Origin of the sequence: Pseudarthrobacter sp. R1 (genome assembly GCF_024494415.1) — a bacterium.
GTDB lineage: Bacteria > Actinomycetota > Actinomycetes > Actinomycetales > Micrococcaceae > Arthrobacter.
Genome location: NZ_JAMKFI010000002.1, coordinates 12,961 through 36,718, shown reverse-complemented (window position 1 = coordinate 36,718; position 23,758 = coordinate 12,961). Strand labels below are relative to the sequence as shown.

Here is a 23,758-nt window from a genome sequence, read left to right as displayed (position 1 = left end):
AGGGGCCGGTTCGCCCGAAATCGTTCGGCATAAGTTTGGCCTGAGGCGGATACTGTTCTTCCAATTTTTCTCTGGAAGGACGCGGGTCATGAGTGATCCATTCAAGGTAGTCGTCGTCGGGCCATTGGCGCCGTTCGCATCCGATTTTCATGTTTTTCTGAGTGGCTTGGGCTACTCGCCGGACTCTGCGTCGCAGAAACTGCAGCTGGTCGCCCACCTGTCTCGGTGGATGGTTGAACAGGGCCTTGCGGTGCAGGCGTTGTCGCCTGGTGTCGTGGAAGAGTTCTTCGCCGTGCGCCGTCAGGGGTACCGGAACTTCCGCACTCCTCGTTCCCTGACGCCGTTCTTTGACTTCTTGGAGCGCGCCCGTATCGATCGGGTGGCGGATCCACCACCGATGGTGTCGCCGCGGGATAAGCTGTTAGCCGATTTCGAACAGTATCTGACGGGTGAACGTGGACTGCGCCCAACGACGATCGTGAACTACCTGAATCAGGTCCGGCCGTTCCTGGGCTGGAGGGCCGAGCGTTCAGGATCGGACTGGGCGTCCTTGTCGATCGCTGAGGTCACGGATTTCCTGTTGTGGCGCGGACGCACGGAAACGATCGGTTCCATTCGGGTGGCCGCGACGGCATTGCGGGCATTCTTGCGGTGGCTGTTTCTGGTCAGTGTTATCCCACACTCGTTGGCGGAAGGCATTCCAGCGGTGGCGTATTCCCCTTACGCGGGCCTGCCGAAGTTCCTCACACAAATTCAAGTCCAGGCCATCGCCAATGGCACGGCGCGGAAGCTGGTTCCGCTGCGCAATCAGGCCCTGCTCCTTGTGCTCTCACGGATGGGGTTGCGGGCACGTGAAGTCCAGGACCTGACCTTGGACGATATTGATTGGCGTGTCGGCATTGTTCGGGTCACAGGGAAAGGTGGGCGAATCGAAGCCATGCCGCTACCGGTAGACGCTGGTGCGGCCATCGTGAACTACCTCCAAAACGAGCGCCCCACGTCCTCAGATCGGCACCTTTTCCTTCAAGCAACGGCACCACACCGACCGCTGCGCAGCGTTGCCATCAGCCAGATGGTGACATCCCGCGCCGCAGGGGCAGGAATCGGATTCAGAGTGGGTGCGCATCGGCTGCGTCACAGCGTGGCCACCGCCATCCTTGATCAGGGCGGATCCTTGGAAGAGGCCGCCCAGCTGCTGCGTCACTCCAGTGCGTCAACGACCGTGAACTATGCCAAGGTTAACCTCGAAGCGTTGCGCCTCATGGCCGTGCCCTGGCCTGTCGCAGCTGGAAACCCGGGTGCGGTAGGGCACTCATCATGACGAACATGCTGGAAGGCCAGGCAAACGACTACCTGCAGTTGCGCCGGACCATGGGCCATAAACTGGCTCGTCATGACTGGCTCCTTCGCAGTTTCCTCGCCTACCTCGACGCCACAGGCCACCGCACAATTTCCGTTGAAGTTGCTGTGGAGTGGGCTTGCTTGCCGGCTGCCTCAGATCCGCGATGGAAAGCCGCGAGGTTGAGTAGCGTTCGGGGATTCGCCGCCTACGTTCATACCCGTGAACCTGCCCTGGCATCCATCATCCCCGCCGGACTCATTCCCACCCGGGTGATACGCCAACAACCCTATATATACTCCGCCGACCAGACCCGGGCGCTGATGGAGACAGCCCTCACGTTGGAACCACCGTTGCGCGGACTGACCCTGCAGACGGTGATCGGACTCATGGCGACAACCGGCATGCGGATCAGTGAATGCCTGGGCCTGAACATCTCGGACATTGACTGGACCGGTGACCTGCTCACAGTGCGCGGCAAACGCGGCAACCCGCGCCTGGTACCGATACATCCCAGCACGAAGACAGCTTTGAGGCAGTACCTGAAGACAAGCCGCGATTTGAGCACCTGCATCGACGGAGACGCCTTCTTCCTGAACATGGTCCGGCGCAGACCGCACCCCACCAGTCTGGAGCAGGCCTTCCGGTCCCTGCGGAATGACCTCGGTTTCGCCGTCCACGCTGGCGGGAAAGCCCCGAGACTGCACGATTTCCGCCATGCCTTCGCCACTAACGCTCTGTTGCAGGCCTGCCGGGACGGCGTGGACGTTGATGTCAGAATCGCGGTCCTGGCAACCTACCTGGGCCACGTCAGCCCGGCGAGCACCTACTGGTGTCTCACCGCCATCCCCGAACTACTTGCCCTCGCGAGCGAACGAGTCCGCTCCGCACAGAGCACCGGAGCACTGTTGTCATGAGCCTGTTGGCACCCACCCTGCAAGCATTCTTCACCACGCACCTGGCCGGACAGAAGGCCGCCAGCCCGCACACTATCACCGCCTACCGCGACACGTGGCGGCTGCTGCTGACTTTCCTCGCCGACCACCATCACCTCAGCCCGTCCGCCATAAGATTCGAGGACCTTGATGCCCAGGCAATTACGGATTTCCTGGCCCATCTGGAAGCGACGCGCGGGAACGCTGCCACCAGCCGCAACGCCCGGCTGGCCGGCATCCATGCGCTCTTCCACTACGCGGCCTACCGCCACCCCGACCATGCAGACCTGATTGCACGCGTTTTGGCGATCGCCCCGAAAAACACCACAAAACCGGACATCACCTACCTCAGCGACGCCGAAGCAACGGCCCTGTTGGGCGCTCCCAACATCAACACCTGGACCGGCCGCCGGGACCTGCTGATGATCCAAACCTTGCTGGAGACCGGGTTGCGAGTCTCAGAGTTGACCAACATGACCTGGGCCGACACCCAATTACACGCGCCAGCCCACGTCTCCTGCCGGGGCAAGGGACGCAAGGACCGCAGCACCCCCATCTCCCCGAAGCTCGCCAAAGCCTTAAGGACCTGGCAACAAAACACCGCCCAAAAAGCCGGAGATCCGGTATTCACCGCACAGGGAAGCCACCGACCAATGAGTACCGACGCCGTCGGTCAGCGCCTCGCCCTTCACAGACGCACGGCAGCAGTGGCCTGCCCTACCCTGAACCGCAAAACCATCACGCCGCACATCCTGCGCCACACAACAGCCATGCGAATGCTGGCCTCCGGCATCGACGCCACCACCATCTCCCTCTGGCTTGGCCACGCCAGCACCGAATCGACCCGCGCCTACCTCCACGCGGACATGAGCATCAAACAACGCGCCATGGACCGCACTTCGCCTCTAAGAACAACCCCAGGCCGCTACAAACCGTCAGACAACCTACTGGACTTCCTCGAAAACCTCTAAGACTTATGCCGAGCTTTTTCGGGCGAACCAGCCCCTGACCTGCATCGTTAGGAAAACATCGGCATAATCCGGCTATCGGGATAACCCATCTTATTCCGATATCGGAATAAGATGGGAAAAGTCAGCGCCTTCTTTGCCGCGAAGCAAAAGTAGAGGACTTCTACGAGTTCATCGAAGCGGAGAAGGCCAACCATTCCGTGGTGTGGCTGTGCCGGGCGCTGAAAGTTTCCCGGGCCTCGTTCTACCGGTGGCGCAACCCCGCCGGGCCCTCACCACGTGCCGTTCGGCATGAGGACCTGGCCAGTGCGGTGACCGGCCTGTATGAGAAGGAAGAAGGCCGTGCCGGCCGTGATCAGCTGACTCTTTTGCTGAACGCGGCCGGGACCAAAGTCTCCGCCCCGACCGTCGGGGCCATCATGCGCGAAAAGGGCCTCCGGGCCATCCGCACCCAGGCCTGGAAGCGGACCACGGTCCAGGACCCGCAGGCCAAGACCGCACACATCGAGAACCACATGCTCAATGAGAAGGGCAAACGCGACTTCACTTCCACGGTGCCCTGGACGCGGCTGGTCGGCGACATCACCTACCTGCGCACCGGTGAGGGCTGGCTCTACCTGGCCACCGTCATCGACCTGTTTTCCGGGATGGTCATCGGCTGGGCCATGGCCGAACACATGCGCGCAAGCCTGTGCACCGCGGCCCTGCAGACGGCACGGAACCACGGCCGTTTCGCCGATGACTCTGTGGTCTTCCACTCGGACCGCAGCACCCAGTACACCTCCGAGGAATTCCAGAGCTGGTGCGGCACCAACGGTGTCATCCAGTCCATGGGCAAGGTCGGCGTCTGCTGGGACAACGCAGTGGCGGAGAACTTTTTCTCCCACCTCAAAACAGAGTTCTATCACCACCACCGATTCGGTTCCCGGCTCGCTGCCAGGACCGCCGTGATGAATTACATCGAAGGCTGGTACAACCGCCGCCGACCCAACCGCAGAGCCGGCGGCACACCCCCACTAACCGCCCACGCCGCCTACCAAACCACCGTCCCGGAACCCCTGGCCGCTTAACCAACAACAACGAAAAACTGTCTCAAAAACTTGACGAGCGCACTTTCAATTCACGGTGCGAGAGCGTTCGGGAAAAGGCCCCATTTAGTGAGAGAGCGTCCGGGAAAAGGGCACATCAAGTGAGAGAGGGTTGGAGGGTTATCCGGTGTTGCGGAGGCCGGCCGCCACGCCGTTGACGGTGATCAGCATGGCCCGCTGCAGGCGTTCGTCAATCTCGGCTCCGGTGATGCCGTCTTCTTTCTCAGCGGCCTCGGCAGCTTCCGCGCGGACACGGCGGAGGAGTTCCACCTGCAGGTAGCTGATGGGGTCGAGGTACTGGTCACGGATCTCGAGTGAGCGCTTGAGCGTGGGCTGGGCGTCCAGGAGCAGGTTCTCGCCCGTCAGGTTCTGGACCTCGGCCACGGTCAGCTCATATTCCTCGCGGATGGCCCGGAAGATGTGGTGCAGCTCCTTGGGCACCAGGGTGGACACGTAGTACCCCGCGATGTCCAGGTCCGTCTTGGCGAGGGTCATCTCGACGTTGGAGAGCACTGACCGGAAGAAGTGCCAGTTCTCCCACATCTCCACCAGCTGCGCGGAGTTCCCGGCCTCGCGGGCGACCTTGAGCCCTGAGCCCACGCCGAACCAGCCGGGGACGATCTGCCGGGACTGCGTCCAGCCGAACACCCATGGGATGGCGCGCAGGCCGCCGAGCCCGGCACCGGAATCCGGGCGCTTGGACGGGCGGGAACCGATGTTCAGGGAACCCAGCTGTTCCACGGGCGTGGAGGCCAGGAAGTAGGCGGGCAGGTCAGGGTCATCGATCAGTTTCCGGTACTGCTCGAAGGCGGCGTCGGAAATGGTTTCCATGACGTGCCCGTACCGTTCGCGCTGGTCTGCGGAGGTGCGCGGATCCCGGTGCAGGGCTGAACCCTGGAGCACAGCGGCGAGGGACAGTTCGAGGTTTTCGCGGGCCAGCTCGGGCAGCGAGTATTTGTCCGAGATAACCTCGCCCTGCTCGGTGAACTTGATTTCGCCTTCCAGGACGCCGTTGGGCTGGGCCAGGATGGCGTCGTAGGTGGGTCCGCCGCCGCGGCCGACCGACCCGCCGCGGCCATGGAACAGGCGTACGCGCACGCCGTGCTTGGCGGCGACGTCCCGCAGCTTGCGCTGGGTCTTGTGGATTTCCCACTGGCTGGTCATCACGCCGGATTCCTTGTTGGAGTCCGAGTAGCCCAGCATGACCTCCTGCACGTCCCCGCGCAGGCGCACGAGCTCGCGGTAGGAGGGATCGGACAGCAGCTGGTCCACGATTTCCGCCGAGGCGCGGAGCTCCTCCACCGTTTCCAACAGGGGTGCGAACCCGATCTTTGCGTACGGCTTCTCGCCGAAGAGGTTCACCAAACCGGCTTCGCGGGCCAGGACGGCGGCGGCGAGCACGTCGTCGGCGCCGCGGGTCATGGAGATGATGTACGTCTCGATCACGTCCGGGCCGTAGGCGCGCAGGGCGCGCCGGATTTCACGGAAAACGTCGTACGTGCCGTCAGCGGCGCCGTCGAGCTTGATCGGGTGGCCGGACAGCGGCCGGCGGGACGCGAGTTCGGAGCCGAGGACTTCGAAGCGTTCCCCGCGGCTCAGTTCCGCATACCGCAGCCCGGGTCCGCCTATCCGGTCCATGAGCTGGCCCACGGCGTCGTGGTGGTGGTCGGCGTGTTCGCGGATGTCCAGGGTGGCCAGGTGCAGGCCGAAGGAGGCGACGGCGCGGCGGACCCGGGCAAGGGCGCCGTCGGCAGCCAGCGACGCCGAGTGGTTGCGGAGCGAGAGCTCCAGCAGTTCGAGGTCCGCGAGGAGTTCGCCGGTTCCGCTGTAGTCCCGCCCGTGCTCGTGGTTGGAATTTGCAGCTACCCGCTTGCCGGTGTTGATGAGCTTGGCCTTGATGCAGGTGAGCTTCAGGCGGTAGGGCTCCTGGGCGTTGAGCTCCAGGACGCGCCGGTCCAGTCCGGGCAGCTTCTTCAGGTCTGCGTCGATGGAATCGAGCAGTTCCCTGTCCGCGCCGGCGAGGGCCGTGGAGTTGGAGAGGATGGAGATCAGTTCGTCCATCATGCCGATGCTGATCCGGACTGCGTGCTGGTTCTGGATCTGCAGGATTTCCCGGGTTACGGCCGCGGTGACGTTGGGGTTGCCGTCGCGGTCGCCGCCGATCCAGGAACCGAAGCGGATGGGGGCGTCCTGGGACGCGAGGCTGACACCGTATTCGCCCAACAGTTCGGCCAGCTCGGTCAGCATTTCGGGCATGGCGTCGGTGAGGATGCCGCCCAGGTAGTAGATGGCGTTGCGGGCTTCATCCACCGGGGTGGGCCGGACCTGGCGGAGTTCGTCCGTCTGCCACATCTGGTCGATAATCTCGGCCAGCTGGCGGTCCTGGCGGCGGCGGGCCGTAGTGCCCTCGGCGGTGGGCTGGGCCAGCACGTCGGAGAGCTTGCGGATCTTGTCCAGCACCGAACGGCGCGAGGCCTCGGTGGGGTGCGCGGTGAAAATGGGGCGGACATCGAGCCCGTTGACGACTTCCTGCAGCACGCCGGTGCCGGCCTGTTCGGCGATTTCGTTGACGGTTTTCGCGAGCCAGCCGTCCTTTTCCTCCCGGGTCCGCAGGCCCCGCACGCGGTGGACCTGTTCAGCGGCGTTGGCGAGGTGGAAGTAGAAGGCGAACGCACGCACCAGGTCGGTGGCCTGCTCGATGGGCAGGGAGCCGAGGAGTTCGCGGACCTGGGCAACGACGTCGTGCGCGCTCCAGGGCCCCGTGGCATCCGCACCGCCGCGGGCAGCTTCCTTGGATTCCTTGGTGAGGAGGCGCACCTGCTCCACGAGGTCCAAAAGCTCGGGTCCGTGCTGGCGGACCAGCGATTCGCCCAGCAGTGTGGAGACGCGCCGGACGTCTGCCCTGAGTTCGGAGGCAAGGTCGGTTTCGGGATTTGCTGCAGTGTGAGCCATGGAAACTATCTTTCGAGGGTTCGGACTTGGCTCGTACACTGCGCTGGATACTGTGAGCCACGTAACTAGCTAAAGATGCTACCCGCAGTCCGGCGGCTCGGGGGAATCCGTCTCAGATAATGTCGTCCGCCGGGTAACCGACATGGTGTTTCACGCGCTCAAGCTCCGCCCGCAGCTGTGCCAGCTCCTTTTGGGAGGAGGCAAATTCAGCCTTCCGGCGTTTGTTTTCCAAAGCGTTGCCGATCAGGACGCACAGCCCCACCGGAACGGCGGCGGCAAGGGCCCAGCCGGCCGCAACAAAAAAGTCCAGCGCCACCGGAAAGGCGGCACGGAAGTCCACAAACTCGTTGACGACATCGGCCACACCGCTGAGCGTCCCGTCCAGCGGTTCCAGGAACTGCCCCACCATGGGAGTTTCCGAGAACGACGGCGGATCGACTTTGGCTTCCTCATCACCGCCCCAGCGGCCTTCGCCCAGATGGTTCAGGACGTAGATGCCGGCTGCGAGGCTGCCGGCAATGAATACCTGGACGCCGGCGAACAGGGCCAGATCCGGACGCCGGGGCCGCCGCAACAACAGCACCACCGCCGCGGAAGCCAGTGCAGCGATCCAGGTCAACCACTTGAGCCACTCAGTACTTACGCCCGCCAGAATATCCACGCCACCTATTCAACCGTGCGTACAGGCCTGCCGCGGAATGAACGCCTGCCGTGCACGGTTGTAGCCGGGGCAAGCAGACCTCCGAAAGGAACCATGAGCACCATTCCAGCCGCCAAGGTGGAGCGCTGGCAGCGCTTCCGCGACAACCGGAACAAGGCCCTGGCCACCCGCCACGGCTGGCTGACCCTCACCTCCTTCCAGTGGCTGGAGGACTCCCCCGCCGCCGTCGAACTGGCGCCCGGGAGGTGGTCGACGGACGGTACGACGGCGACACTCACCGCAGTGCCCGCCGACGGGCTGTCCCTGGTGGAGTCCGGCAAACCCGTCCATGGCACGGTTTCCGCCGCCCTCACCGACGAGGAGTCGCTGATGTGGGTCCAATTCGGCGGCACGGACGGGGCGCAGGTTGTGGTTGAGCTGGCCGTGCGCGGAGGCAAGTACGCCATCCGCACCCGGGACGCCGGGTCGCCCGTTTTCACTGAATTCGACGGCGTTCCCACCTACCCGTATGACCCCCGCTGGGAGGTCACCGGAAAGTTCGAGCCCTACGCCGAGCCCGTGGACGTTCCCATCGCTACGGCCAACCCCCTGGTGGATGGGATCCACCGCACGGTGGGCGACGTTGTGTTTCGCCTTCCCGGCAGCAGGCACGAGTTCCGGCTGCAGGCGGAGGAGGAAAAGCTCGGCGCCCTGACCGTGACCTTCCACGACGAAACAAACGGCGATACCACCGATGACTGGCGCAAGCTCGCCCTGCCCCGGCCCCGCCCGGACGGGTCCGTGGTCCTGGATTTCAACCGCGCCATCAACTATCCCAGCGCCTTCACCCCCTACGGCACCTGCCCCATGCCCGTGAAGAACAACTCGCTGGACATACGTGTCGAGGCGGGCGAGATGCAGCCGTATCCGCCCGGTGATTTTGGCAGCTCACCCAACCAGGACTAAACGATGGCCGAGACTCCCGTGACGGCACGGCCCACGATCAGGGTGTTGATTTCGAACGACCCCTCATAGGTGTAGATGGCTTCCGCGTCCGAGAAAATCTTCGCCATCCGATAGTCGGTCACAATGCCGTTGCCACCCAGGATCGAACGGCCCAGCGCCACCGTCTCCCGCATCCGGGCGCTGAGGTAGGACTTGGCCAGGGCCACGTGCGGCATGTCGGCGGCGCCCTCGTCCTGCAACCTGGCAAGTCCGGCCATCATGGCCATGCTCGCCACGGCGTTGCCCAGCATGGTCACCAGCTGCTGCTGGACCAGCTGGAACTGCGCCAGCGGGCGTCCGAACTGGTGGCGTTCGACGGCGTACTGCCGGGCGACGTCGAACGCCGCCAGCTGCTGGCCCACGGCTTGCCAGGCGACCATAATGCGCGAGCCGCGCAGCAGCTCGTTGGTGTCCTCGAAGCTACTAATGGCAGCGAAGCGGTCCGCCTCCGCCACCTGGACGTTGTCGAAAACGATGTCGGCGTTCTGGACTGTTCGCAGGGCTATCTTGTTTTCGATCCGGGACCTGCTGACCCCCGGCAGGGTGGCGTCCACGATGAAGCCCCGTACGGACCGGTCCGCTTCGTCCCGGGCCCAGACCAGCATGTAGTCGCAGAACGTCCCGTTGCCGATCCACCGCTTGGCGCCGTTCAGCGCCCAGGTGTCCCCGCCGCCGTCGGGCTTTCCCGTGGTGGATGAGATCCTCCGGGCGCGGGTCTCCATGCCTCCGGCGACGTCGGAGCCGTGGTCCGGTTCGGTCAGGGCGAAGGCCCCGGTGATGCGCAGGTTGGCGGCGTCCTCGAGCAGCCGCTGCCTCTGGTCCGCGGTGCCGAAGGCGTAAAGGGACTCAACAAAGAGATCGTGGTGGACCAGGAAGAACGTGGCGATCGAGGTGTCCACGCGCGTCATCTCGGCGATCACCAGTCCGGCGAACAGATGACTGTAACCGCGCTGCGCCGGGGTGCTGAGCTGCAGGGCCGCCAGTTTGGGCAGGATGTGCGCCGGAAACTCAGCCTTGTTCCACCACTCCCCCGCGTAGGGGGCGATCTCCGTTGCCAGGAACTCCCGGAGTTCGGCCAGTTTCTCCCGTTCGGCCTGGCTCAGCAGCGATTCGACGTCGAAAAAGTCGGCCGAGGGCAGTCCGGATATGGTTGCAGCGGCTTCACGGGCGGCGCTTGTCATTTCGGCCCCATCCGGATGGCGCCGTCAAGCCGGATGGTTTCACCGTTGAGCATGGCGTTGTCCACGATGTGCGCCACCAGGTTGGCGTATTCGACGGGCTTGCCCAGCCGTGAGGGGTGCGGCACCTGGGCCCCCAGGGAATCCTGCGCTTCCTGAGGCAACCCCGCCATCAGGGGCGTTTCAAAGATTCCCGGGGCGATGGCCACCACCCGCACCAGCGAGCGCGCGAGTTCCCGGGCGAGGGGCAGGGTCATGGCCGCCACCGCGCCCTTGGAAGCAGCGTAGGCAGGCTGGCCGATCTGTCCCTCAAAAGCAGCTACGGACGCGGTGTTGATAATGACACCGCGTTCGGGGCCGCCCAGCTTTGTGGTGGCCGGCTCGGTGGCCACCATCGCCGCTGCCGCCAGGCGCAGCACGTTGAAGGTCCCCACCAGGTTGACCTGGATGACCCGGTTGAACGCCTCCAGCGGAAGCACACCCTCCCGGCCCAGCACCTTCCCCGGGGTGGCGATGCCGGCGCAGTTCACCACAATCCGCAACGGTCCGAGCGCGGTGGCGGTGGCGACGGCGGCCTGCACCTCGGCTTCGCTCGTCACGTCCGCGGGCACAAAGACGGCGGACTTTCCCTGGCTCCCCGCCGAAGTTCCGGCCCGGCCGTTGATTCCACCGTGGAGCCGCCCGCTATTGAGCGCGCCGTTCAGCTCCTCCGCGAGGGCTGCGCCCGCCGAGGACGGAAGGTCAACAAGCACCACTGTTGCTCCGTCGTCGAACAGCCTGCGGGCAGTGGCGGCCCCCAAACCCGAGGCGCCTCCGGTAACCAACGCAACGCTGCCTGGAACGTCCATACATCCTCCTTGATGCGTGACTGCTTCAGCAGGAAACCGCGAAGCATTAGTTAGTGCATGTTAACTGAAATTGCGGCGGGTCCGCATTATCGGCCTTCCGCCGGCATGCCGCCGTGCCCGGCTAGGGTGGAAGCCATGACTTCCGCGGATGCTTCCCCTCCCGTTGACTGGGCGGACAGGGCCAACGAGGCCGCGCGGTCGGTAACGGCGCTGTTCGGCAGGAAGCTGTTCTTCCTGCCGGGCACTCACCTCGGCGCGGTGAAGTGGCCCGCCCCTGCCTGGCGGGACGGCCTGAGAGGCACACTGCTCGATCCCTGGCATTACTGGTGGCAGGCCCACTATGCCGATTGCCTGGTGGATGCGGGCCGGCGGGAACTGCGCAACGGCGCCATGCCGGCAGCAAGATTTAACGGTGCCGGCAAGCCCAGTGCCGGCAGCCTCGCTTCCCGGCTGGTGACCGGAGTGTGGTTGCGCAACGCTTTCACGTTCGTGAACAACTACTACGACGACATGGCCTGGCTCGCCCTCGCCGTCCTCCGGCTCGACGGACTGGCGGCGGAGACCTGCAAGCCGGGCCGCCGCCGCAACGCCGGCGTCCGCAGATCCCTCACCCTGCAGTTCGACGCGGCCTGCACCAACAACCTGGGCGGGGGTGCCTTCTGGAGCAAAAAACGGGACTTCAAGAACACCCCCGCCACAGCGCCCATCGCCCTCTACTACGCCCGCACCGGCCACCGCGCAAAGGCTCAGACGCTGCTGGACTGGCTGGACGCCACCCTCTTTGATCCGGATCAGGGCCTTTACCTGGACGGTGCCCGGCTGGACCCGGAAGGGAACGTGGTGATCGACAGGGCGGTCTACACCTACAACCAGGGCCCGGTCCTGGGCGCGCAGCTTGAACTGGGCGGAGACGCGAATCTCGCCAGGGCGGCCGACGTGGTGGAGGGGGTTGCACGGCTGCTGACGGTTCCGGTGCAGCCTGCCCCGGCAGCCCCGGGCACCGCCGGTGCCCGCCGGATGGTGCTGCGCTGCGAGGGAACGGGCGACGGCGGTCTCTTCACCGGGATCCTGTGCCGTTACCTTGCCCTCGCCGCCGTCGATGCCCGGCTTCCCGCGCGGACCAGGGCTACAGCTGCCCGGCTGGTATTCGACACAGCCGACGCGTTCTGGGAGGGGAAGCGGCTTGCTGCCCCGAGCGAAGGAGCCGGCAGTACGGAGCGGCCCGGACGGTACATTTTCTCGATGCACGCCGCCGATCCCGCGGACGCCACCTACCCGCCCGGCGCCGTCGTCGAACTCTCCACGCAGCTGCAGGCCTGGATGGCGTTCGAGGCCGCCGCTTCGATCACCATCGCCGACTGACTACTGGGACACTTCCGGCGGGCGCTTTTTCTGGGGGTACGGCGCCTCCCCGCGGGCCAGCATCTCCACAAACCCGGCGATCTTCCGTTCCCGGGTGGCGGCCTGTTTTACGGAGTTGGTGCGGTAGATCAGGGCGAAGCGGTTGGTCCTGGTGAGGACGTCGAACATGGCCTGCGCGGCGGGAACTGCGGCTATCGCCGCTGCCAGGTCTGCCGGAACTTCGGCGTTTGCCTGTCCCTCGTAGGCCTTATCCCAGCGGCCGTCTTCCTTCGCCGCGTTCACGGCCGCCCACCCGGCGTCGGCCATCCGGCCGTCGGCATCCAGCCGGGCAACATACGTGACGTTCCTTGCCGACCAGGGGCTTTTGGGTCCGCGGGGCGTCATGCGCTGAAAGGAACTTTCCGCATCCCGGCGCCGGGCTTGGCCGTCGATCCAGCCGAAGCAGAGTGCCTCGTCCAGGGCAGCGGCATAGTCCAACTGGGTGACCTTTCCGCCCTTCTTGTGCAGGACCAGCCAGACGCCCGGGCTGGTTTTGTGGTTTTCCTCCAGCCAGCTGCGCCAGGCGGAGGCGTCGGGCACCAGCAGTTCCTCAAGTTCAACAGCCATGGCCCTATTCTGCTCCTGCCGTTTGCCAGCACAAGTGCGGCGACACCAGGCGGGGCACGTGGCAGGATGGCACCAAAGTCCTGATAACTATGCGAAGGGGAAGCCATGCTCCGCGTCCGCCCGCTTCATTTCACGTCCAAGATCGAATCCTGGGAGCGGCTTCTGACCGCCCTCGGCCTGGTCCTGACCGAGGGCGATACCGGGTCCCGCGTCTTCGACGCAGGCTCGGGCCGCCTTGCCCTCCATGGCGTACCGGAAGGAGCAGCAGAGGACGGAAGCACAGTGCTGGCAGTGGAGGTGGGCGATGTGGCTGAGTTCGCGCGCCGCACCAACCTCTCCGCACAGGTTGAAGGAACCACCCCCGCGGAAACCATCACGGCAGACCATGGTGAAGCCTGCAGGATCACCGCGCTGGACGGTTTCAGTTTCCTGGCTGACAAAGCTGCCCCCGGCGCCGACCAGGCAGGCGGCGCTGACCCGGCCCTCGCCGTCGTCGGGGTCTGGTTAACGGAGGATCCCGCCGCCGCTGCGCAGACGCTGCGGCACATCGGCGCCCGCCCCCGCCCGGTGCCGGACGCCGACGAGACCGCAGACTTCACCGCCAAGAACGGCGGCGTACTACTGGTGCGTCCGGCGTCAGGCACTCCACGCTCGGGGCTCGGCTTCGAGTACGACGGCAGCCTGGAACCGTTGCGGGAACGGCTTGCCGCCGCCGGGTTCCACCCCAGCCTTACCGAGGAGGCCTTTGGCAGGACCCTCCACGTGCCCAACCCGGATGCCGGGCGCGCCGCGCCCCGCGTGCCCGCCACCGTATGGATCTCCGAGCAGCGTCCCATGGGGTAGAACTTAACCATGAACGTGCGCACTCCTGATCCGAATCCCGGCTGGCTTTCCGAAGAAGACCTCTTTGAGGCGCGCGGGCGGCTGCCCATGGTTTACGTCGAGGCAGTGCCTGTCCGGCTGGATCCGCTGGGCTTCGTCAATGAGGTCGGAACCCTTCTCCAGGCTGACGAGGACGGCACCATGGTCCGGTCCCTTGTTTCCGGCCGCGTCATCTACCGGGAGACCATCCGCGCGGCCCTTCTCCGGCACATGGAGAAGGACCTCGGCCCGCTGGCGTTCCCGCAACTGCCCATCAGCCCGGTCCCCTTCACCGTGGCGGAGTACTTCCCCGCCCCATCCCAGACCGGCTTCACCGATGAGCGCCAACACGCCGTCTCCCTGGCCTACGTGATCCCCGTGACCGGCGAATGCGAGCCCCGCCAGGACGCCCTTGAACTCACCTGGATGACCCCGGAGGAAGTGCTCAGTCCCGGTGTCCAGGTGGAGTTCACCGGCGGGCGCGGCGGCCTGATCCGCCAGGCGCTGGCCTTCGCAGGCGTGGGATTCTGACACCCTCGGCCGCACCCGGCGTCCCCGACTTTCGGCACCCTCCTTTGTAGACTGTAGGGCGGACCGCAAGAGAACTTAAGGACTCCCATGACCGAAACACCAGCCGCCCGGCACCATCGTGAACAGCAGGCTGGAACCCTGACCACCGGCGACCACATCTTCCTGCCCGACGGTGAACGGACAGCGGAGATCCATCAGGTGGAGCTGGAATCGGACGATTTCGGCGCCCCCGCCGTGGTCCTTGCCAGCCTGGCCGGCGGCGGGACATTGCGCATCGCCGTTGGCACCACCGTGAGGGTAACTGACGAAGAGGCCGACGCCGTGACGCAGCTTCCGCTGGCCGGGAGGCCTTCGGAGGCGGCCGGGCAGGAGCAGCCCGGCGAAACTCCCGCCGCGGCACCAGCGGTTCCCGCCGTCGTCGTACCTCCCCTGCCCCCGGTTCCGCCGGTCCCGCCGGCAGCGAGTGGTCCCAGCGAGGAGGAACTCGCCCTCATCCCTGCCGCGAAAGGTACGCCGGAGTCGGTGGTGGAAGCCGCGGCGGAAGCCCACCCGGACGCGATGGGGGTGCTGCTCCTCGCTGACCGGCTGGCCAAGGGCGTCAACTTCAAGTCCGGCAGCTGCCTCAAGGACCTCAGCGACCTCGCCCACGAACTCTTTATCACCCTCAAGGACGCCGACGGCTCCCTGGCCGTCGCGGACCTGCTTAATGTCCTGCCCTATGACGGGAACCCAGGCCGCTGGGCCTCGGTGGAAGCGTCCCTGGCTTTGTCCAGCTACATCTGCCGGCAGGACGGCCAAAAAGAGCGGGCAGAGGTGTACGAACGGCTGATCCGTACCCCGGAAAACCAGGAGACCGATCCGTTTAAGGCGAGGATGGCGGCAAAGGTCCGGCAGCGCTCGCTGAACGAGCCCAACCTGTATGACAAGGAAATCTTTCGGTCCATCGACAACTCCAACCACGATGCCGAGCGGGAATGGCGGCTGCTGCGGCTCGAATCCCTGCTGTTCCTCCGTGCCCACGGCGGTTCGGAAACCATCGGGCTGGGCGAACTGGAACGCCGCATCAGCAACGAACTCGAGGCTGTGCGCTCCTGACCTTCGCCGCTTGGCGCCCCCGGCACTGCCGGGGGCTGGCTGAAGCAATTGCCCCTACCCGCCGCCCGGCCGGAGTTGTACATTCGGGGCTATGACTAACAATCTGAGCGTGGTGATCAATGCCGACGCGCCGCAGGTTTGGACAATGCTGCGCGAACCGTCCAAAGTCGCCCAATGGCATGGCTGGCAAGCCGAGGACCTGGACGCCGAGATCAAGGAAATCTACTTCTCCGCGGACGTGGAGGAATCCCCGGACCACACCAGCCTGACAGTCCACGGCGGGGATATCTTCGAGCTGAGGCCAGTTCCGCAGGGAACCCTGGTGAGCGTGACGCGGGCTGCGGTGGACCACAACTCCGAGTGGGCGGCCTGGGACGAGGACATCACCCAGGGCTGGCTCATGTTCCTGCAGCAGCTCCGCTTCGCCCTGGAACGCCACCCGCACGGCCAGCGCCATACCCTGTTCCTGCAAGTACCGGGCGGACCGGGTTCCGCCATCGAAAAACTCGGCCTGTCCGAGCTCCCGGCTCGCGGTGACAACTACCAGCTGACCCTGGCCACCGGTGAGGAAATCTCCGGGAAGGTCTGGTACCGGACCAACCATCAGGTGGGACTGACCGTCCACAGCTACGCGGACCACGGTGACGGCCTGCTGGTGGTCGCTGATCAGCTCGCCATCGAGGACGTCCGGCCCGACGGCGGGTCCATGGTGATCGCCTCAACGTATGGCCTGGGTGCCGCCCGGCTCGATGCGATCCGCACCTCCTGGGACTCGTGGCGGGCGGGGAACTACCCCACATCCGAACCGGTGAGCTGAGGGAGCCGCGCGATTGCTGGCACACTGGTACGGTGCCAGCCAACCCTGCTTCTGCTCCTTCCCCTTCTGCCGCTGCGACTGACCCCGGTCCCGGGCTGGCGTCCCCTGGCGTGGCGCGGCAGTCTGAGTTCGGCTTCCGGGTGGGCACCCGCCTGGCCGAAACGTGTCCGCCGTCGGCCGCCCAGGTTGCATCCAACGGCGGCCAATTCCTGGGACGCACCGGAACCATCACCACGCCCCACGGTGAGATCCAGACTCCAGCCTTTATCGCCGTTGGAACCAAAGCCACCGTGAAGGCCGTGCTGCCGGAATCCATGTCAGGCCTTGGCGCACAGGCCTTGCTGGCCAACGCCTACCACCTGTACCTGCAGCCGGGCGCGGACATCCTCGACGAGGCAGGCGGCCTTGGTGCCTTCATGAACTGGCCGGGGCCCACCTTTACCGACTCCGGCGGATTCCAGGTGATGAGCCTGGGCTCGGGGTTCAAAAAGGTCATCGACATGAAGTCCGTTGACGCCTCCGGGCCGGACGACGCCGTGGCCCCGGGCAAGGAGCGCCTGGCCCACATCGACGACGACGGCGTCTGGTTCAAATCGCACCTGAACGGCGACAGGCACCGCTTCTCCCCCGAAATTTCGATGCAGGTCCAGCACCAGATCGGCGCGGACATCATGTTCGCCTTTGACGAGCTGACCACGTTGCAGAACTCCCGGGGCTACCAGGAGGAATCCTTGGAGCGGACCCGGCTGTGGGCGCTGCGCTGCATCGAGGAGCACTTCCGCCTGACCTCGTCACGGGCGGGCAAGCCGTACCAGGCGTTGTTCGGCGTGATCCAGGGCGCGCAGTACGAGGACCTGCGGCGGAAGGCGTGCCGGGACCTGGGCGCAATGCCGTTCGACGGGTTCGGCATCGGCGGGGCGCTGGAGAAGGAGAACCTGGGAACCATCGTGCGGTGGTGCAACGAGGAACTCCCGGAGGACAAGCCCCGCCACCTGCTGGGCATTTCCGAGCCGGATGACATCTTCACCGCCATCGAGAACGGCGCCGACACCTTCGACTGCGTTTCCCCCACCCGGGTAGCGCGGAACTCGGCGTTCTACACACCTTTCGGGCGTTTCAATCTTTCCGGCGCCAAGTACAAGCGCGACTTCGGCCCGCTCCAGGACGGCTGCGACTGCTACACGTGCACCCACTATTCGCGGGCGTACATCCACCACCTGTTCAAGGCCAAGGAAATGCTGTCAGCCACGCTGATCTCCATCCACAACGAGCGGTTCGTGGTGAAGATGGTGGACGACGCCCGGCTGGCCATCGAGGCCGGCACGTTCTTCGACTTCAAGGCCGAGACGCTGGGGAAGTACTACTCCTAGCCGGGGCTGCCTCCCGCCGGTTCGACGGTTCCCTGCCCACTCGACGTCCCGAGCGAGCGGGTCCGCAGGGAACCGTCGAACCGGGCTTGTCCACATAGCGTTGCCCGGCGCTGGGCGTCTGAAGTGGGCGCGGCAATGCTGGAGCCATGAACGGACGTGCCGGGCTTTCTCCCACAGCGAATCTCTGGCGGACTAATGAACTCCTGGAGCAAGGGCTGAACTCCCGGGCTATCGCGGCACTGGTCCGCGAAGGAGTCCTGGTCCGTGTACGGCGCGGTTGTTACGCGCGCGGCAGCTGGTGGGCTGGGTTGAAAACCTCGGGACGCCGTCGGCAGCTCGTGCATGCGCACGCACACGGAACACGTACGACGTCGGCAGGCGGCTTTGTTTACAGCCACACCTCGAGTGCCAGCTTGCGGCGGCTTCACCTGTGGGACGTCGACGAGGTGGTGCACCTGACGCAGTCGGGCCGCCCGTCCGGAATCTCGCACGGGCGGGGTGTAGTTGAAGTACTTCGAATACCGGCCAACTCAAGAGGTGATCTATGAGGAGAGGCGAAGGGAAAAGGCTCTCATGGAAGGAGGCTGGACCTTCCTCCGGGTTGAATGGAAACACCTCTTCAACGAGGCGGAGTTCAAGTACCGGGTACTGCGGGCGCTGGCCCAGGGTTTGCAGGACGAATGACGCCCCGTTTCGATGGTTCCCTGCACACTCGACGGGTGCGGACGTCGAATGGGCCGGGAACCGTCGAAACGGCCGAACAGAAGGCGGGCGCCACCCTGATGGCCAGGCGACGGCGGGTGGCCGCTACACCGCGCTGTTCGCCGAGGCGGCAGGAACGCCGTAGCTCGGCTCGCGCTTCTTGACCCAACCGATCACCAGCGACGTCACCGGCACGAAGATGAACTCCACCAGGGTCTTGTAGACGAAGCCCACCACCACGTAGTTCACGAAGGTTCCGAAGTCGGTAACGCCAATGACTGAGGCTGCAATGCTGCAGAAGATAAGGGTGTCGACGAACTCGCCGGCGCCCGACGAACCCATAAGGCGCGCCCACAGGGACTTCTCGCCGGAGCGGGCCTTCATCTTGACCAGGATCCACGAGTTGATTGTCTGCCCTGCGAGGAACGCGAGCAGCGAAGCCAGCACAATCTGCGGCACCGGACCCAAGGCGCCTTCCAGCGCTGCCTGCTTTGACGTTCCGAACTCGTCGTCGAAACCGGGCAGGGCAATGATCACCCAGTAGCAGAGGGACGCGAAGACGGACAGCGCAAAGGTGGTGAAGATGGCCTTGCGGGCCACTCTGAAGCCGTAGACCTCGCTGATGACGTCGCCCAGGATGTAAGCCAGCGGGAAGAGGAAGAAGCCGCCGTCCGTAATGATCGGCCCAATAGCTACCCCCTTGGACGCACCGATGTTCGAGAGGATGAGCACCACCGCCATGGACGCCAGCATGATTCCGAAGTAGGGGGAACCGATCGAGGCGAACTTGGCCGCGCTGCCTGGCGGGGTTGTTTCGGGCAGGGCGTTGTGGCCTGGGGCTGAGGGCATGGGAAGTCCGTTCATAGTGGTTCGCTCGGCGTCCGGAGTTGGGAAGGCAGCCGGCTGTATTAGCACTGTCAGCCCCATTGTCCCATCCAACGACAATGCAAGGAGAAGCCGGATCTGAACACGTTCAAATTCGTGCGATACTTTTTGAACACGTTCAAAACCGAGGGAGCCGCAGTGACCAAGAGCGAGCAGACCCGCCAGCTGGTGGCGGAGGTCGCCCTGCGGATGTTCCGGGAGATCGGCTTCGCTAAAACCACCATGCGGTCCATCGCCGCGGAAGCCGGCGTGTCGGTGGGCAACGCCTACTACTACTTCGCGTCCAAGGACGATCTGGTCCATGAGCTGTATCTCCACGTTCAGGCGGAGCACGCGGCCAAGGCTGCCAAAGCGCTTGAGGATGCCGCTGACCTCACGAGCCGGCTCAAGGCCACCCTCCACACCGGCCTGGACGTTATGGCCCCGTACCACCGGTTTGGCGCCGACTTCGTAGCGACGGCCATCCGTCCCACCTCCCCGGTAAATCTCTTCGCCGCCGGTTCGACGGCTGCGCGCGAGGCTTCCCTGGACATCTTCCGCGGGGCAGTTGAGGGGGCGAAGCCTCCGGCACCGAAAAAGGTCAGGGCCGACCTTCCGGAGTTGTTGTGGCTTTGCTACATGGGCGTCACCCTCTTCTGGGTCTACGACACATCAGAAGGGCAGCAGCGGACACGGCGGTTGGTGGACGGTGCGGTTCCGCTGATCACAAGGGGACTCGCACTGGCACGGATTCCAGGGGTCAGCAAAATCCTGGACGACGTACTCAGCTTGAGCCGCAGCATCCGCGGCTAAGTACCAAAACAACACAGGGGGAAAGATGAGCAGCACCAGAACGGTGGTATTGGCCGGAGCTTCCGGTTTCATCGGCAGATATTTCCGGGCCCGATTTGAGCAGGACGGCTGGACCGTGCGCACCGTTGGCCGCAAGGGCGACAGGAGTTCGCCGTCGGCCACGTGGGAAGATGACGACGGCGCTATCGCCAGGGTGCTCGAAGGAACAGAGCTCCTGGTGAACCTCGCCGGGCGGTCGGTCTCCTGCCGCTACAACGCCCGGAACAAGGCAGCCATACTTCAGTCCCGCGTTTCCACCACGGCGGCACTTGGCCGGGCCGTGGCACTTTGCCGGCAGCCGCCGTCGACCTGGCTCAACGCGAGCACCGGAACAATCTACCGCCATGCCACTGATGGACCCCAGACCGAACAGGACGGCGAACTGGGCACGGGATTTTCGGTGGATGTGGCCCGCGCGTGGGAAGCGGAGCTGGAAGCCGCGGTGACACCCGGGACGCGGAAAGTTCCGCTCCGGATTGCCATCGTCCTGGGCCCGGGCGGCGGAGCGCTGCGGCCTGTCGCCAACCTGGCCCGGCTGGGTTTGGGCGGCCGGATGGGGCCGGGCACACAGAAATTCAGCTGGATCCACGTAGAGGACCTGTACCGGTCCGTGCTCTTTGTGCATGCCCGCAAGGACATTGCCGGCCCCGTGAACGTGGCGTCGCCCGATGTGGTGGACAACCGCGAGCTGATGCGCATGGTCCGCCGCGCGTATGGAGCCCGATTCGGCATCCCCACTCCGGCCTGGCTGCTGAGACTTGGCGCCCTACTGATCCGGACGGAGACCGAACTGGTCCTGAAAAGCCGCTGGGTCCAGCCGCAGAAGCTCCTGAACTCCGGTTTCGTCTACAGCCAGCCTGAGCTCGGCCGGGCGCTCCTGCAGATCGCCAAAGGGACATCATGACCCGGCCGCCTCGGGACAGAGGCAGAACCGGCAGGAACTTCTTTGGAGCCCTGACCACCGGCGGCGCCGCCTGCTGTTCAGGCATACAAAGCGGGCGGGCGACGCCGGATGGCAGGATAGTGCCATGACTTCTGTTTCCGCCGATGTCCAGTCCCCCGCTGCCGCTCCCGCCGTCGTCCTGACGATCGCAGGTTCAGAGGCCACCGGCGGCGCCGGCGCCCAGGCCGACCTGAAGACCTTCCACGAGCTCGGCGTCTTTGGCATCGCCAACCTGACCTGCATCGTGTCCTTCAACCCGAACGACAGCTGGAACCACCGCTTTGTGCCCGTTGACCAGCAGGTAATTGCCGACCAACTGGAGGCGACGACGGCGGCCTACGGGCGGGCATCCGGCGCGCCGTCAGTCCTGGAGACGGTGAAGATCGGCATGCTGGGCAGCCCGGCCACCATCAGCACCGTGGCGGGTGCCCTCGAGACCGGTCAGTTCCGCAACGTGGTCCTGGACCCCGTCCTCATCTGCAAGGGCCAGGAGCCCGGGCACGCACTGGACACGGATCAGGCGCTGAAGGCACAAATTCTCCCGCTGGCCACCTTCGTGACGCCGAACCACTTTGAAGCCGAGTCGCTGTCCGGGCTGGAGATCACCGACGTCGAATCCTTGCAGGCCGCGGCTGTGCGCATCCACGAACTCAGCGGAGCAGCAGTACTGGCCAAGGGTGGCGTGCGGCTGGCCGGCCCCGACGCCGTCGACGTTTTCTACGACGGCGAAACGCTCGAGGTGCTGAGCGCGCCCAAGGTCGGGGACGTTGCGGTGTCCGGCGCCGGGTGCTCCCTCGCCGCTGCAGTAACGGCTGAGCTGGCCAAGGGCGCGGCGCCGCTGCAGGCTGCCCGTACAGCAAAGGCATTTGTCACTGCCGGGATCCGGAACCGCGTAGCTTCGGGCGCGCCGTTTGATGCCCTCTGGCAGGGCGGCGCCAGCTAACCCGCCACCCGACCCCGGACGCTCTCTCACTTAATGCGCGTTTTTCCCGGGCCCTCTTGCACCAGTGCGAGAGGGTGCCGAATTTTCCTGCATCAGCTGATGGAGCGTCTGAGGACGCGGTCGACGGCCGGCCGGTCCCGGACGTCCATTCACCTGGGGTCGGCCATAGTTCCCATAAACAGCGGCAGCCCACTTTCAACGTGGATGATCTGGTAGTGGAACGGCCGGTCGAACTCGATGGTCCGCTCGGGTTCCGGTGGGGCGCTGGTTGCCATTCCGTTGATCTGGGTCACCGCGGCTGCAATGGTGCCCTTTTCGGCCACCGTGATGTTGGCAGCCTGGGCGGCCTGGGTGATCATCATCTGCGGCTGGATGTTGTTGAAGTCCTCCGTTGTGCCGAGCATGGTCTCCAGTCCCAGCGCCTCAAAGACCTTGCAGAGATCAAAACTGGACCTGTGGTCCCAGCGGGGCAGCTGGATCTGCACCGAGGCGAGCCGGGCCGTATCAAATGTGTCCGCGATTTCCGTGAGTTTTTCCGCGCCGAAGGCCGCAGGGGCGGGAGTGTCAGCGGAAGCTGCTGTGCCATCGGGAGCGGCCGTCTCCGCGGGCAGGACCAGCCGCATGACGAAACCGTCGGCGTAGGGAAGATCCACACCCTCCCAGCCGATGCCTTCCGCATATTTCATCCTGAGTTCGTTGTGCATGGCTGGCACAGCGATTTCCTCGCCCGCGGCTGTCGTGAAGGGCAGGTCAGAGGTGTCGTTCGGATCGAACGGTGTGCTCCAGGCGGAGGCGAAGTACAAAGAGTTGAGCAGGCTGAAGGTGTTGTCGGGGTCGTACTGTGCTGGAGCTTCCTTGATCCTGCCGCCAGTGTTCCTGTTCACCCAGGCATCAATGGCGGGCTTGGTTGTACCCTCATCACTGAAATCCACCGGATACACGCCGGATCCGTAGTGCCGGGCCAGCGTGTCCAGGAAGGACTGCCCGGTGGGCACATCCTTGTCGACGAACAGCCCGTTGGCGGAGTGCATGACCGGTTTCCGCGGCGGGTTGTCCTCATCCACTGCGCCGGGGTCACCGTCAAACTTTTCGAGGGAGCGGAGGACCGAGTTCATGGCTTCGTCGCGCTTCTCGGCGGGAAATTGCAGGATGCTGTCCATCTCGGCCGCGGTCCCACCGGTGGCACCGGCACGGAGCATGGCGAGGGCAATCAGGAGGCTTCCGGGTGAGGACACCACGTTCCCGTTGGCACCGTCCCCGCCGTCAACCAACAGCGCTGCGCCGAGGATGAGCGCGGAAGTCCGGAAGGAGCGCAGCTCAGCGGCGTAGTCCTCGCGGTCCACCAAGACCCGCTCGACGCCGTCGGCCGCGAGGAGCTCCGGCGGCGCCGGCGGCGGGGGTGGAACCCCGCACCCTGCCAGTCCCACGAGGGCACCCAACGCAATCATCCGCTGAAAACGAAACACCTCTGTTGCCTCCCCCGGCATGCCAAGGCGGGAATCCGCCTCCTCCCAGTGAACCAGCGACGGCGGCACGGGACGATGCCTGTTCGGTCACGCTTTGCACTCATTTGGGTCTCGCTGGCCTGCACCTGCGCCGTGCCCGCGGGTGCCCTTCCGCGACCCTCCCCTCACATCAGGACGCTCTCTCACTTAACGCAAGAAAATCCGGGACGCTCTCTCACTTTCCTAACGAGAGTGATGGAGCGACCGTGCGGTCTTTCCACATACGGCCCTCCTGGCGTGGCAGTCCGGTCGCGTCCTTCTTAGCGTTGAGCTAAACCGAAACAGCAAGCACAGGTAAGGATCAAGGTGGCCAGAAAGCAATGCCAATCGACGGCCGGCAGGAACGGGACAAGA

General features: G+C 65.1%; 21 protein-coding genes and 1 pseudogene. 15 read left to right on the top strand and 7 right to left on the bottom strand.

Annotated elements, in window-relative coordinates; translation table 11 throughout:
* Nucleotides 1–88: 88 nt before the first annotated feature.
* From M8J71_RS02030 to M8J71_RS02015, 4 genes and pseudogenes are all read left to right on the top strand, one after another.
* Nucleotides 89–1,321, top strand: coding sequence for a tyrosine-type recombinase/integrase (locus M8J71_RS02030; RefSeq protein ID WP_256246367.1), 1,233 nt, complete (start codon nucleotides 89–91; stop codon nucleotides 1,319–1,321).
* A complete protein-coding gene (locus M8J71_RS02025) occupies nucleotides 1,318–2,256 on the top strand; it encodes a tyrosine-type recombinase/integrase (RefSeq protein WP_256246366.1) in 939 nt (312 codons plus the stop codon). Before M8J71_RS02030 ends, M8J71_RS02025 begins: the two co-directional genes overlap by 4 nt.
* Nucleotides 2,253–3,245 carry a tyrosine-type recombinase/integrase gene (locus tag M8J71_RS02020; protein WP_256246365.1) on the top strand — a complete coding sequence of 331 codons (993 nt, stop codon included), beginning with the start codon at nucleotides 2,253–2,255 and terminating at the stop codon, nucleotides 3,243–3,245. The genes M8J71_RS02025 and M8J71_RS02020 overlap by 4 nt, the downstream gene beginning before the upstream one ends.
* A 128-nt stretch (nucleotides 3,246–3,373) precedes the next feature.
* Nucleotides 3,374–4,312 (top strand): annotated as a pseudogene (locus tag M8J71_RS02015) (IS3 family transposase); the annotation flags it as partial.
* A gap of 138 nt (nucleotides 4,313–4,450) precedes the next feature.
* Here the strand turns inward: M8J71_RS02015 and ppc are convergent.
* Both ppc and M8J71_RS02005 read right to left on the bottom strand, forming a co-directional pair.
* Entirely contained in the window at nucleotides 4,451–7,282 is a 2,832-nt protein-coding gene (gene ppc, locus M8J71_RS02010) for a phosphoenolpyruvate carboxylase (protein ID WP_256246364.1), read from the bottom strand.
* A 112-nt stretch (nucleotides 7,283–7,394) separates the two neighbouring features.
* A complete protein-coding gene (locus tag M8J71_RS02005; RefSeq protein ID WP_256246363.1) occupies nucleotides 7,395–7,943 on the bottom strand; it encodes a hypothetical protein in 549 nt (182 codons plus the stop codon).
* A 93-nt stretch (nucleotides 7,944–8,036) separates the two neighbouring features.
* Here M8J71_RS02005 and M8J71_RS02000 point away from each other — a divergent pair, with 93 nt between their 5' ends.
* Nucleotides 8,037–8,888, top strand: a complete 852-nt coding sequence (locus M8J71_RS02000) for a DUF1684 domain-containing protein (RefSeq protein WP_256246362.1) — start codon at nucleotides 8,037–8,039, stop codon at nucleotides 8,886–8,888.
* Here the strand turns inward: M8J71_RS02000 and M8J71_RS01995 are convergent.
* Both M8J71_RS01995 and M8J71_RS01990 read right to left on the bottom strand, forming a co-directional pair.
* Complete coding sequence (locus M8J71_RS01995; protein ID WP_256246361.1) at nucleotides 8,885–10,108, bottom strand: acyl-CoA dehydrogenase family protein; 1,224 nt, start codon at nucleotides 10,106–10,108, stop codon at nucleotides 8,885–8,887. The two genes, M8J71_RS02000 and M8J71_RS01995, sit on opposite strands and share 4 nt — an antisense overlap.
* Complete coding sequence (locus M8J71_RS01990; RefSeq protein WP_256246360.1) at nucleotides 10,105–10,953, bottom strand: SDR family NAD(P)-dependent oxidoreductase; 849 nt, start codon at nucleotides 10,951–10,953, stop codon at nucleotides 10,105–10,107. The genes M8J71_RS01995 and M8J71_RS01990 overlap by 4 nt, the downstream gene beginning before the upstream one ends.
* 135 nt (nucleotides 10,954–11,088) lie before the next feature.
* Between M8J71_RS01990 and M8J71_RS01985 the strand changes: the two genes are divergently transcribed.
* Entirely contained in the window at nucleotides 11,089–12,315 is a 1,227-nt protein-coding gene (locus M8J71_RS01985) for a glycoside hydrolase family 76 protein (protein WP_256246359.1), read from the top strand.
* On the opposite strand, the gene M8J71_RS01980 is transcribed toward M8J71_RS01985, so the two are convergent.
* Nucleotides 12,316–12,921, bottom strand: a complete 606-nt coding sequence (locus tag M8J71_RS01980; protein ID WP_256246358.1) for a YdeI/OmpD-associated family protein — start codon at nucleotides 12,919–12,921, stop codon at nucleotides 12,316–12,318. It lies immediately after the preceding gene.
* Between the two features lie 105 nt (nucleotides 12,922–13,026).
* Between M8J71_RS01980 and M8J71_RS01975 the strand changes: the two genes are divergently transcribed.
* From M8J71_RS01975 to M8J71_RS23560, 6 genes are all read left to right on the top strand, one after another.
* Nucleotides 13,027–13,764, top strand: coding sequence for a VOC family protein (locus M8J71_RS01975; protein WP_256246357.1), 738 nt, complete (start codon nucleotides 13,027–13,029; stop codon nucleotides 13,762–13,764).
* A gap of 9 nt (nucleotides 13,765–13,773) precedes the next feature.
* On the top strand, nucleotides 13,774–14,313 hold the full coding sequence (locus M8J71_RS01970; RefSeq protein WP_104043177.1) for an NUDIX hydrolase family protein: 540 nt from the start codon (nucleotides 13,774–13,776) through the stop codon (nucleotides 14,311–14,313).
* Nucleotides 14,314–14,400: 87 nt separating this feature from the next.
* Nucleotides 14,401–15,408 (top strand): DUF6707 family protein, encoded by a 1,008-nt coding sequence (locus tag M8J71_RS01965; RefSeq protein WP_256246356.1) that lies wholly within the window; start codon nucleotides 14,401–14,403, stop codon nucleotides 15,406–15,408.
* Between the two features lie 91 nt (nucleotides 15,409–15,499).
* Nucleotides 15,500–16,225 (top strand): SRPBCC domain-containing protein, encoded by a 726-nt coding sequence (locus M8J71_RS01960; RefSeq protein ID WP_256246355.1) that lies wholly within the window; start codon nucleotides 15,500–15,502, stop codon nucleotides 16,223–16,225.
* A 32-nt stretch (nucleotides 16,226–16,257) separates the two neighbouring features.
* On the top strand, nucleotides 16,258–17,595 hold the full coding sequence (tgt, locus tag M8J71_RS01955; RefSeq protein WP_256246354.1) for a tRNA guanosine(34) transglycosylase Tgt: 1,338 nt from the start codon (nucleotides 16,258–16,260) through the stop codon (nucleotides 17,593–17,595).
* Nucleotides 17,596–17,741: 146 nt separating this feature from the next.
* Nucleotides 17,742–18,143: a type IV toxin-antitoxin system AbiEi family antitoxin domain-containing protein gene (locus tag M8J71_RS23560; RefSeq protein ID WP_374114794.1), complete on the top strand. Its 402-nt coding sequence runs from the start codon at nucleotides 17,742–17,744 to the stop codon at nucleotides 18,141–18,143.
* Between the two features lie 259 nt (nucleotides 18,144–18,402).
* On the opposite strand, the gene M8J71_RS01945 is transcribed toward M8J71_RS23560, so the two are convergent.
* Nucleotides 18,403–19,146 (bottom strand): queuosine precursor transporter, encoded by a 744-nt coding sequence (locus M8J71_RS01945; RefSeq protein ID WP_256246353.1) that lies wholly within the window; start codon nucleotides 19,144–19,146, stop codon nucleotides 18,403–18,405.
* Between the two features lie 174 nt (nucleotides 19,147–19,320).
* Here M8J71_RS01945 and M8J71_RS01940 point away from each other — a divergent pair, with 174 nt between their 5' ends.
* From M8J71_RS01940 to M8J71_RS01930, 3 genes are all read left to right on the top strand, one after another.
* On the top strand, nucleotides 19,321–19,974 hold the full coding sequence (locus M8J71_RS01940) for a TetR/AcrR family transcriptional regulator (protein WP_256246352.1): 654 nt from the start codon (nucleotides 19,321–19,323) through the stop codon (nucleotides 19,972–19,974).
* A gap of 25 nt (nucleotides 19,975–19,999) precedes the next feature.
* Nucleotides 20,000–20,917 (top strand): TIGR01777 family oxidoreductase, encoded by a 918-nt coding sequence (locus tag M8J71_RS01935; RefSeq protein ID WP_256246351.1) that lies wholly within the window; start codon nucleotides 20,000–20,002, stop codon nucleotides 20,915–20,917.
* A gap of 124 nt (nucleotides 20,918–21,041) precedes the next feature.
* A complete protein-coding gene (locus M8J71_RS01930) occupies nucleotides 21,042–21,899 on the top strand; it encodes a hydroxymethylpyrimidine/phosphomethylpyrimidine kinase (protein WP_256246350.1) in 858 nt (285 codons plus the stop codon).
* A gap of 149 nt (nucleotides 21,900–22,048) precedes the next feature.
* Here the strand turns inward: M8J71_RS01930 and M8J71_RS01925 are convergent, their stop codons facing one another.
* Nucleotides 22,049–23,347, bottom strand: coding sequence for a serpin family protein (locus M8J71_RS01925; protein WP_256246349.1), 1,299 nt, complete (start codon nucleotides 23,345–23,347; stop codon nucleotides 22,049–22,051).
* Nucleotides 23,348–23,758: the final 411 nt, after the last annotated feature.

What these genes read in the sequence shown, in the direction of transcription:
- M8J71_RS02030 (WP_256246367.1), top strand. Translation starts at nt 89, where the DNA reads ATGAGTGATCCATTCAAGGTAGTCGTCGTCGGGCCATTGGCGCCGTTC.
- M8J71_RS02025 (WP_256246366.1), top strand. Translation starts at nt 1,318, where the DNA reads ATGACGAACATGCTGGAAGGCCAGGCAAACGACTACCTGCAGTTGCGC.
- M8J71_RS02020 (WP_256246365.1), top strand. Translation starts at nt 2,253, where the DNA reads ATGAGCCTGTTGGCACCCACCCTGCAAGCATTCTTCACCACGCACCTG.
- ppc (WP_256246364.1), bottom strand. Translation starts at nt 7,282, where the DNA reads ATGGCTCACACTGCAGCAAATCCCGAAACCGACCTTGCCTCCGAACTC.
- M8J71_RS02000 (WP_256246362.1), top strand. Translation starts at nt 8,037, where the DNA reads ATGAGCACCATTCCAGCCGCCAAGGTGGAGCGCTGGCAGCGCTTCCGC.
- M8J71_RS01995 (WP_256246361.1), bottom strand. Translation starts at nt 10,108, where the DNA reads ATGACAAGCGCCGCCCGTGAAGCCGCTGCAACCATATCCGGACTGCCC.
- M8J71_RS01990 (WP_256246360.1), bottom strand. Translation starts at nt 10,953, where the DNA reads ATGGACGTTCCAGGCAGCGTTGCGTTGGTTACCGGAGGCGCCTCGGGT.
- M8J71_RS01985 (WP_256246359.1), top strand. Translation starts at nt 11,089, where the DNA reads ATGACTTCCGCGGATGCTTCCCCTCCCGTTGACTGGGCGGACAGGGCC.
- M8J71_RS01980 (WP_256246358.1), bottom strand. Translation starts at nt 12,921, where the DNA reads ATGGCTGTTGAACTTGAGGAACTGCTGGTGCCCGACGCCTCCGCCTGG.
- M8J71_RS01975 (WP_256246357.1), top strand. Translation starts at nt 13,027, where the DNA reads ATGCTCCGCGTCCGCCCGCTTCATTTCACGTCCAAGATCGAATCCTGG.
- M8J71_RS01970 (WP_104043177.1), top strand. Translation starts at nt 13,774, where the DNA reads ATGAACGTGCGCACTCCTGATCCGAATCCCGGCTGGCTTTCCGAAGAA.
- M8J71_RS01965 (WP_256246356.1), top strand. Translation starts at nt 14,401, where the DNA reads ATGACCGAAACACCAGCCGCCCGGCACCATCGTGAACAGCAGGCTGGA.
- M8J71_RS01960 (WP_256246355.1), top strand. Translation starts at nt 15,500, where the DNA reads ATGACTAACAATCTGAGCGTGGTGATCAATGCCGACGCGCCGCAGGTT.
- M8J71_RS23560 (WP_374114794.1), top strand. Translation starts at nt 17,742, where the DNA reads ATGAACGGACGTGCCGGGCTTTCTCCCACAGCGAATCTCTGGCGGACT.
- M8J71_RS01945 (WP_256246353.1), bottom strand. Translation starts at nt 19,146, where the DNA reads ATGCCCTCAGCCCCAGGCCACAACGCCCTGCCCGAAACAACCCCGCCA.
- M8J71_RS01935 (WP_256246351.1), top strand. Translation starts at nt 20,000, where the DNA reads ATGAGCAGCACCAGAACGGTGGTATTGGCCGGAGCTTCCGGTTTCATC.
- M8J71_RS01930 (WP_256246350.1), top strand. Translation starts at nt 21,042, where the DNA reads ATGACTTCTGTTTCCGCCGATGTCCAGTCCCCCGCTGCCGCTCCCGCC.
- M8J71_RS01925 (WP_256246349.1), bottom strand. Translation starts at nt 23,347, where the DNA reads ATGATTGCGTTGGGTGCCCTCGTGGGACTGGCAGGGTGCGGGGTTCCA.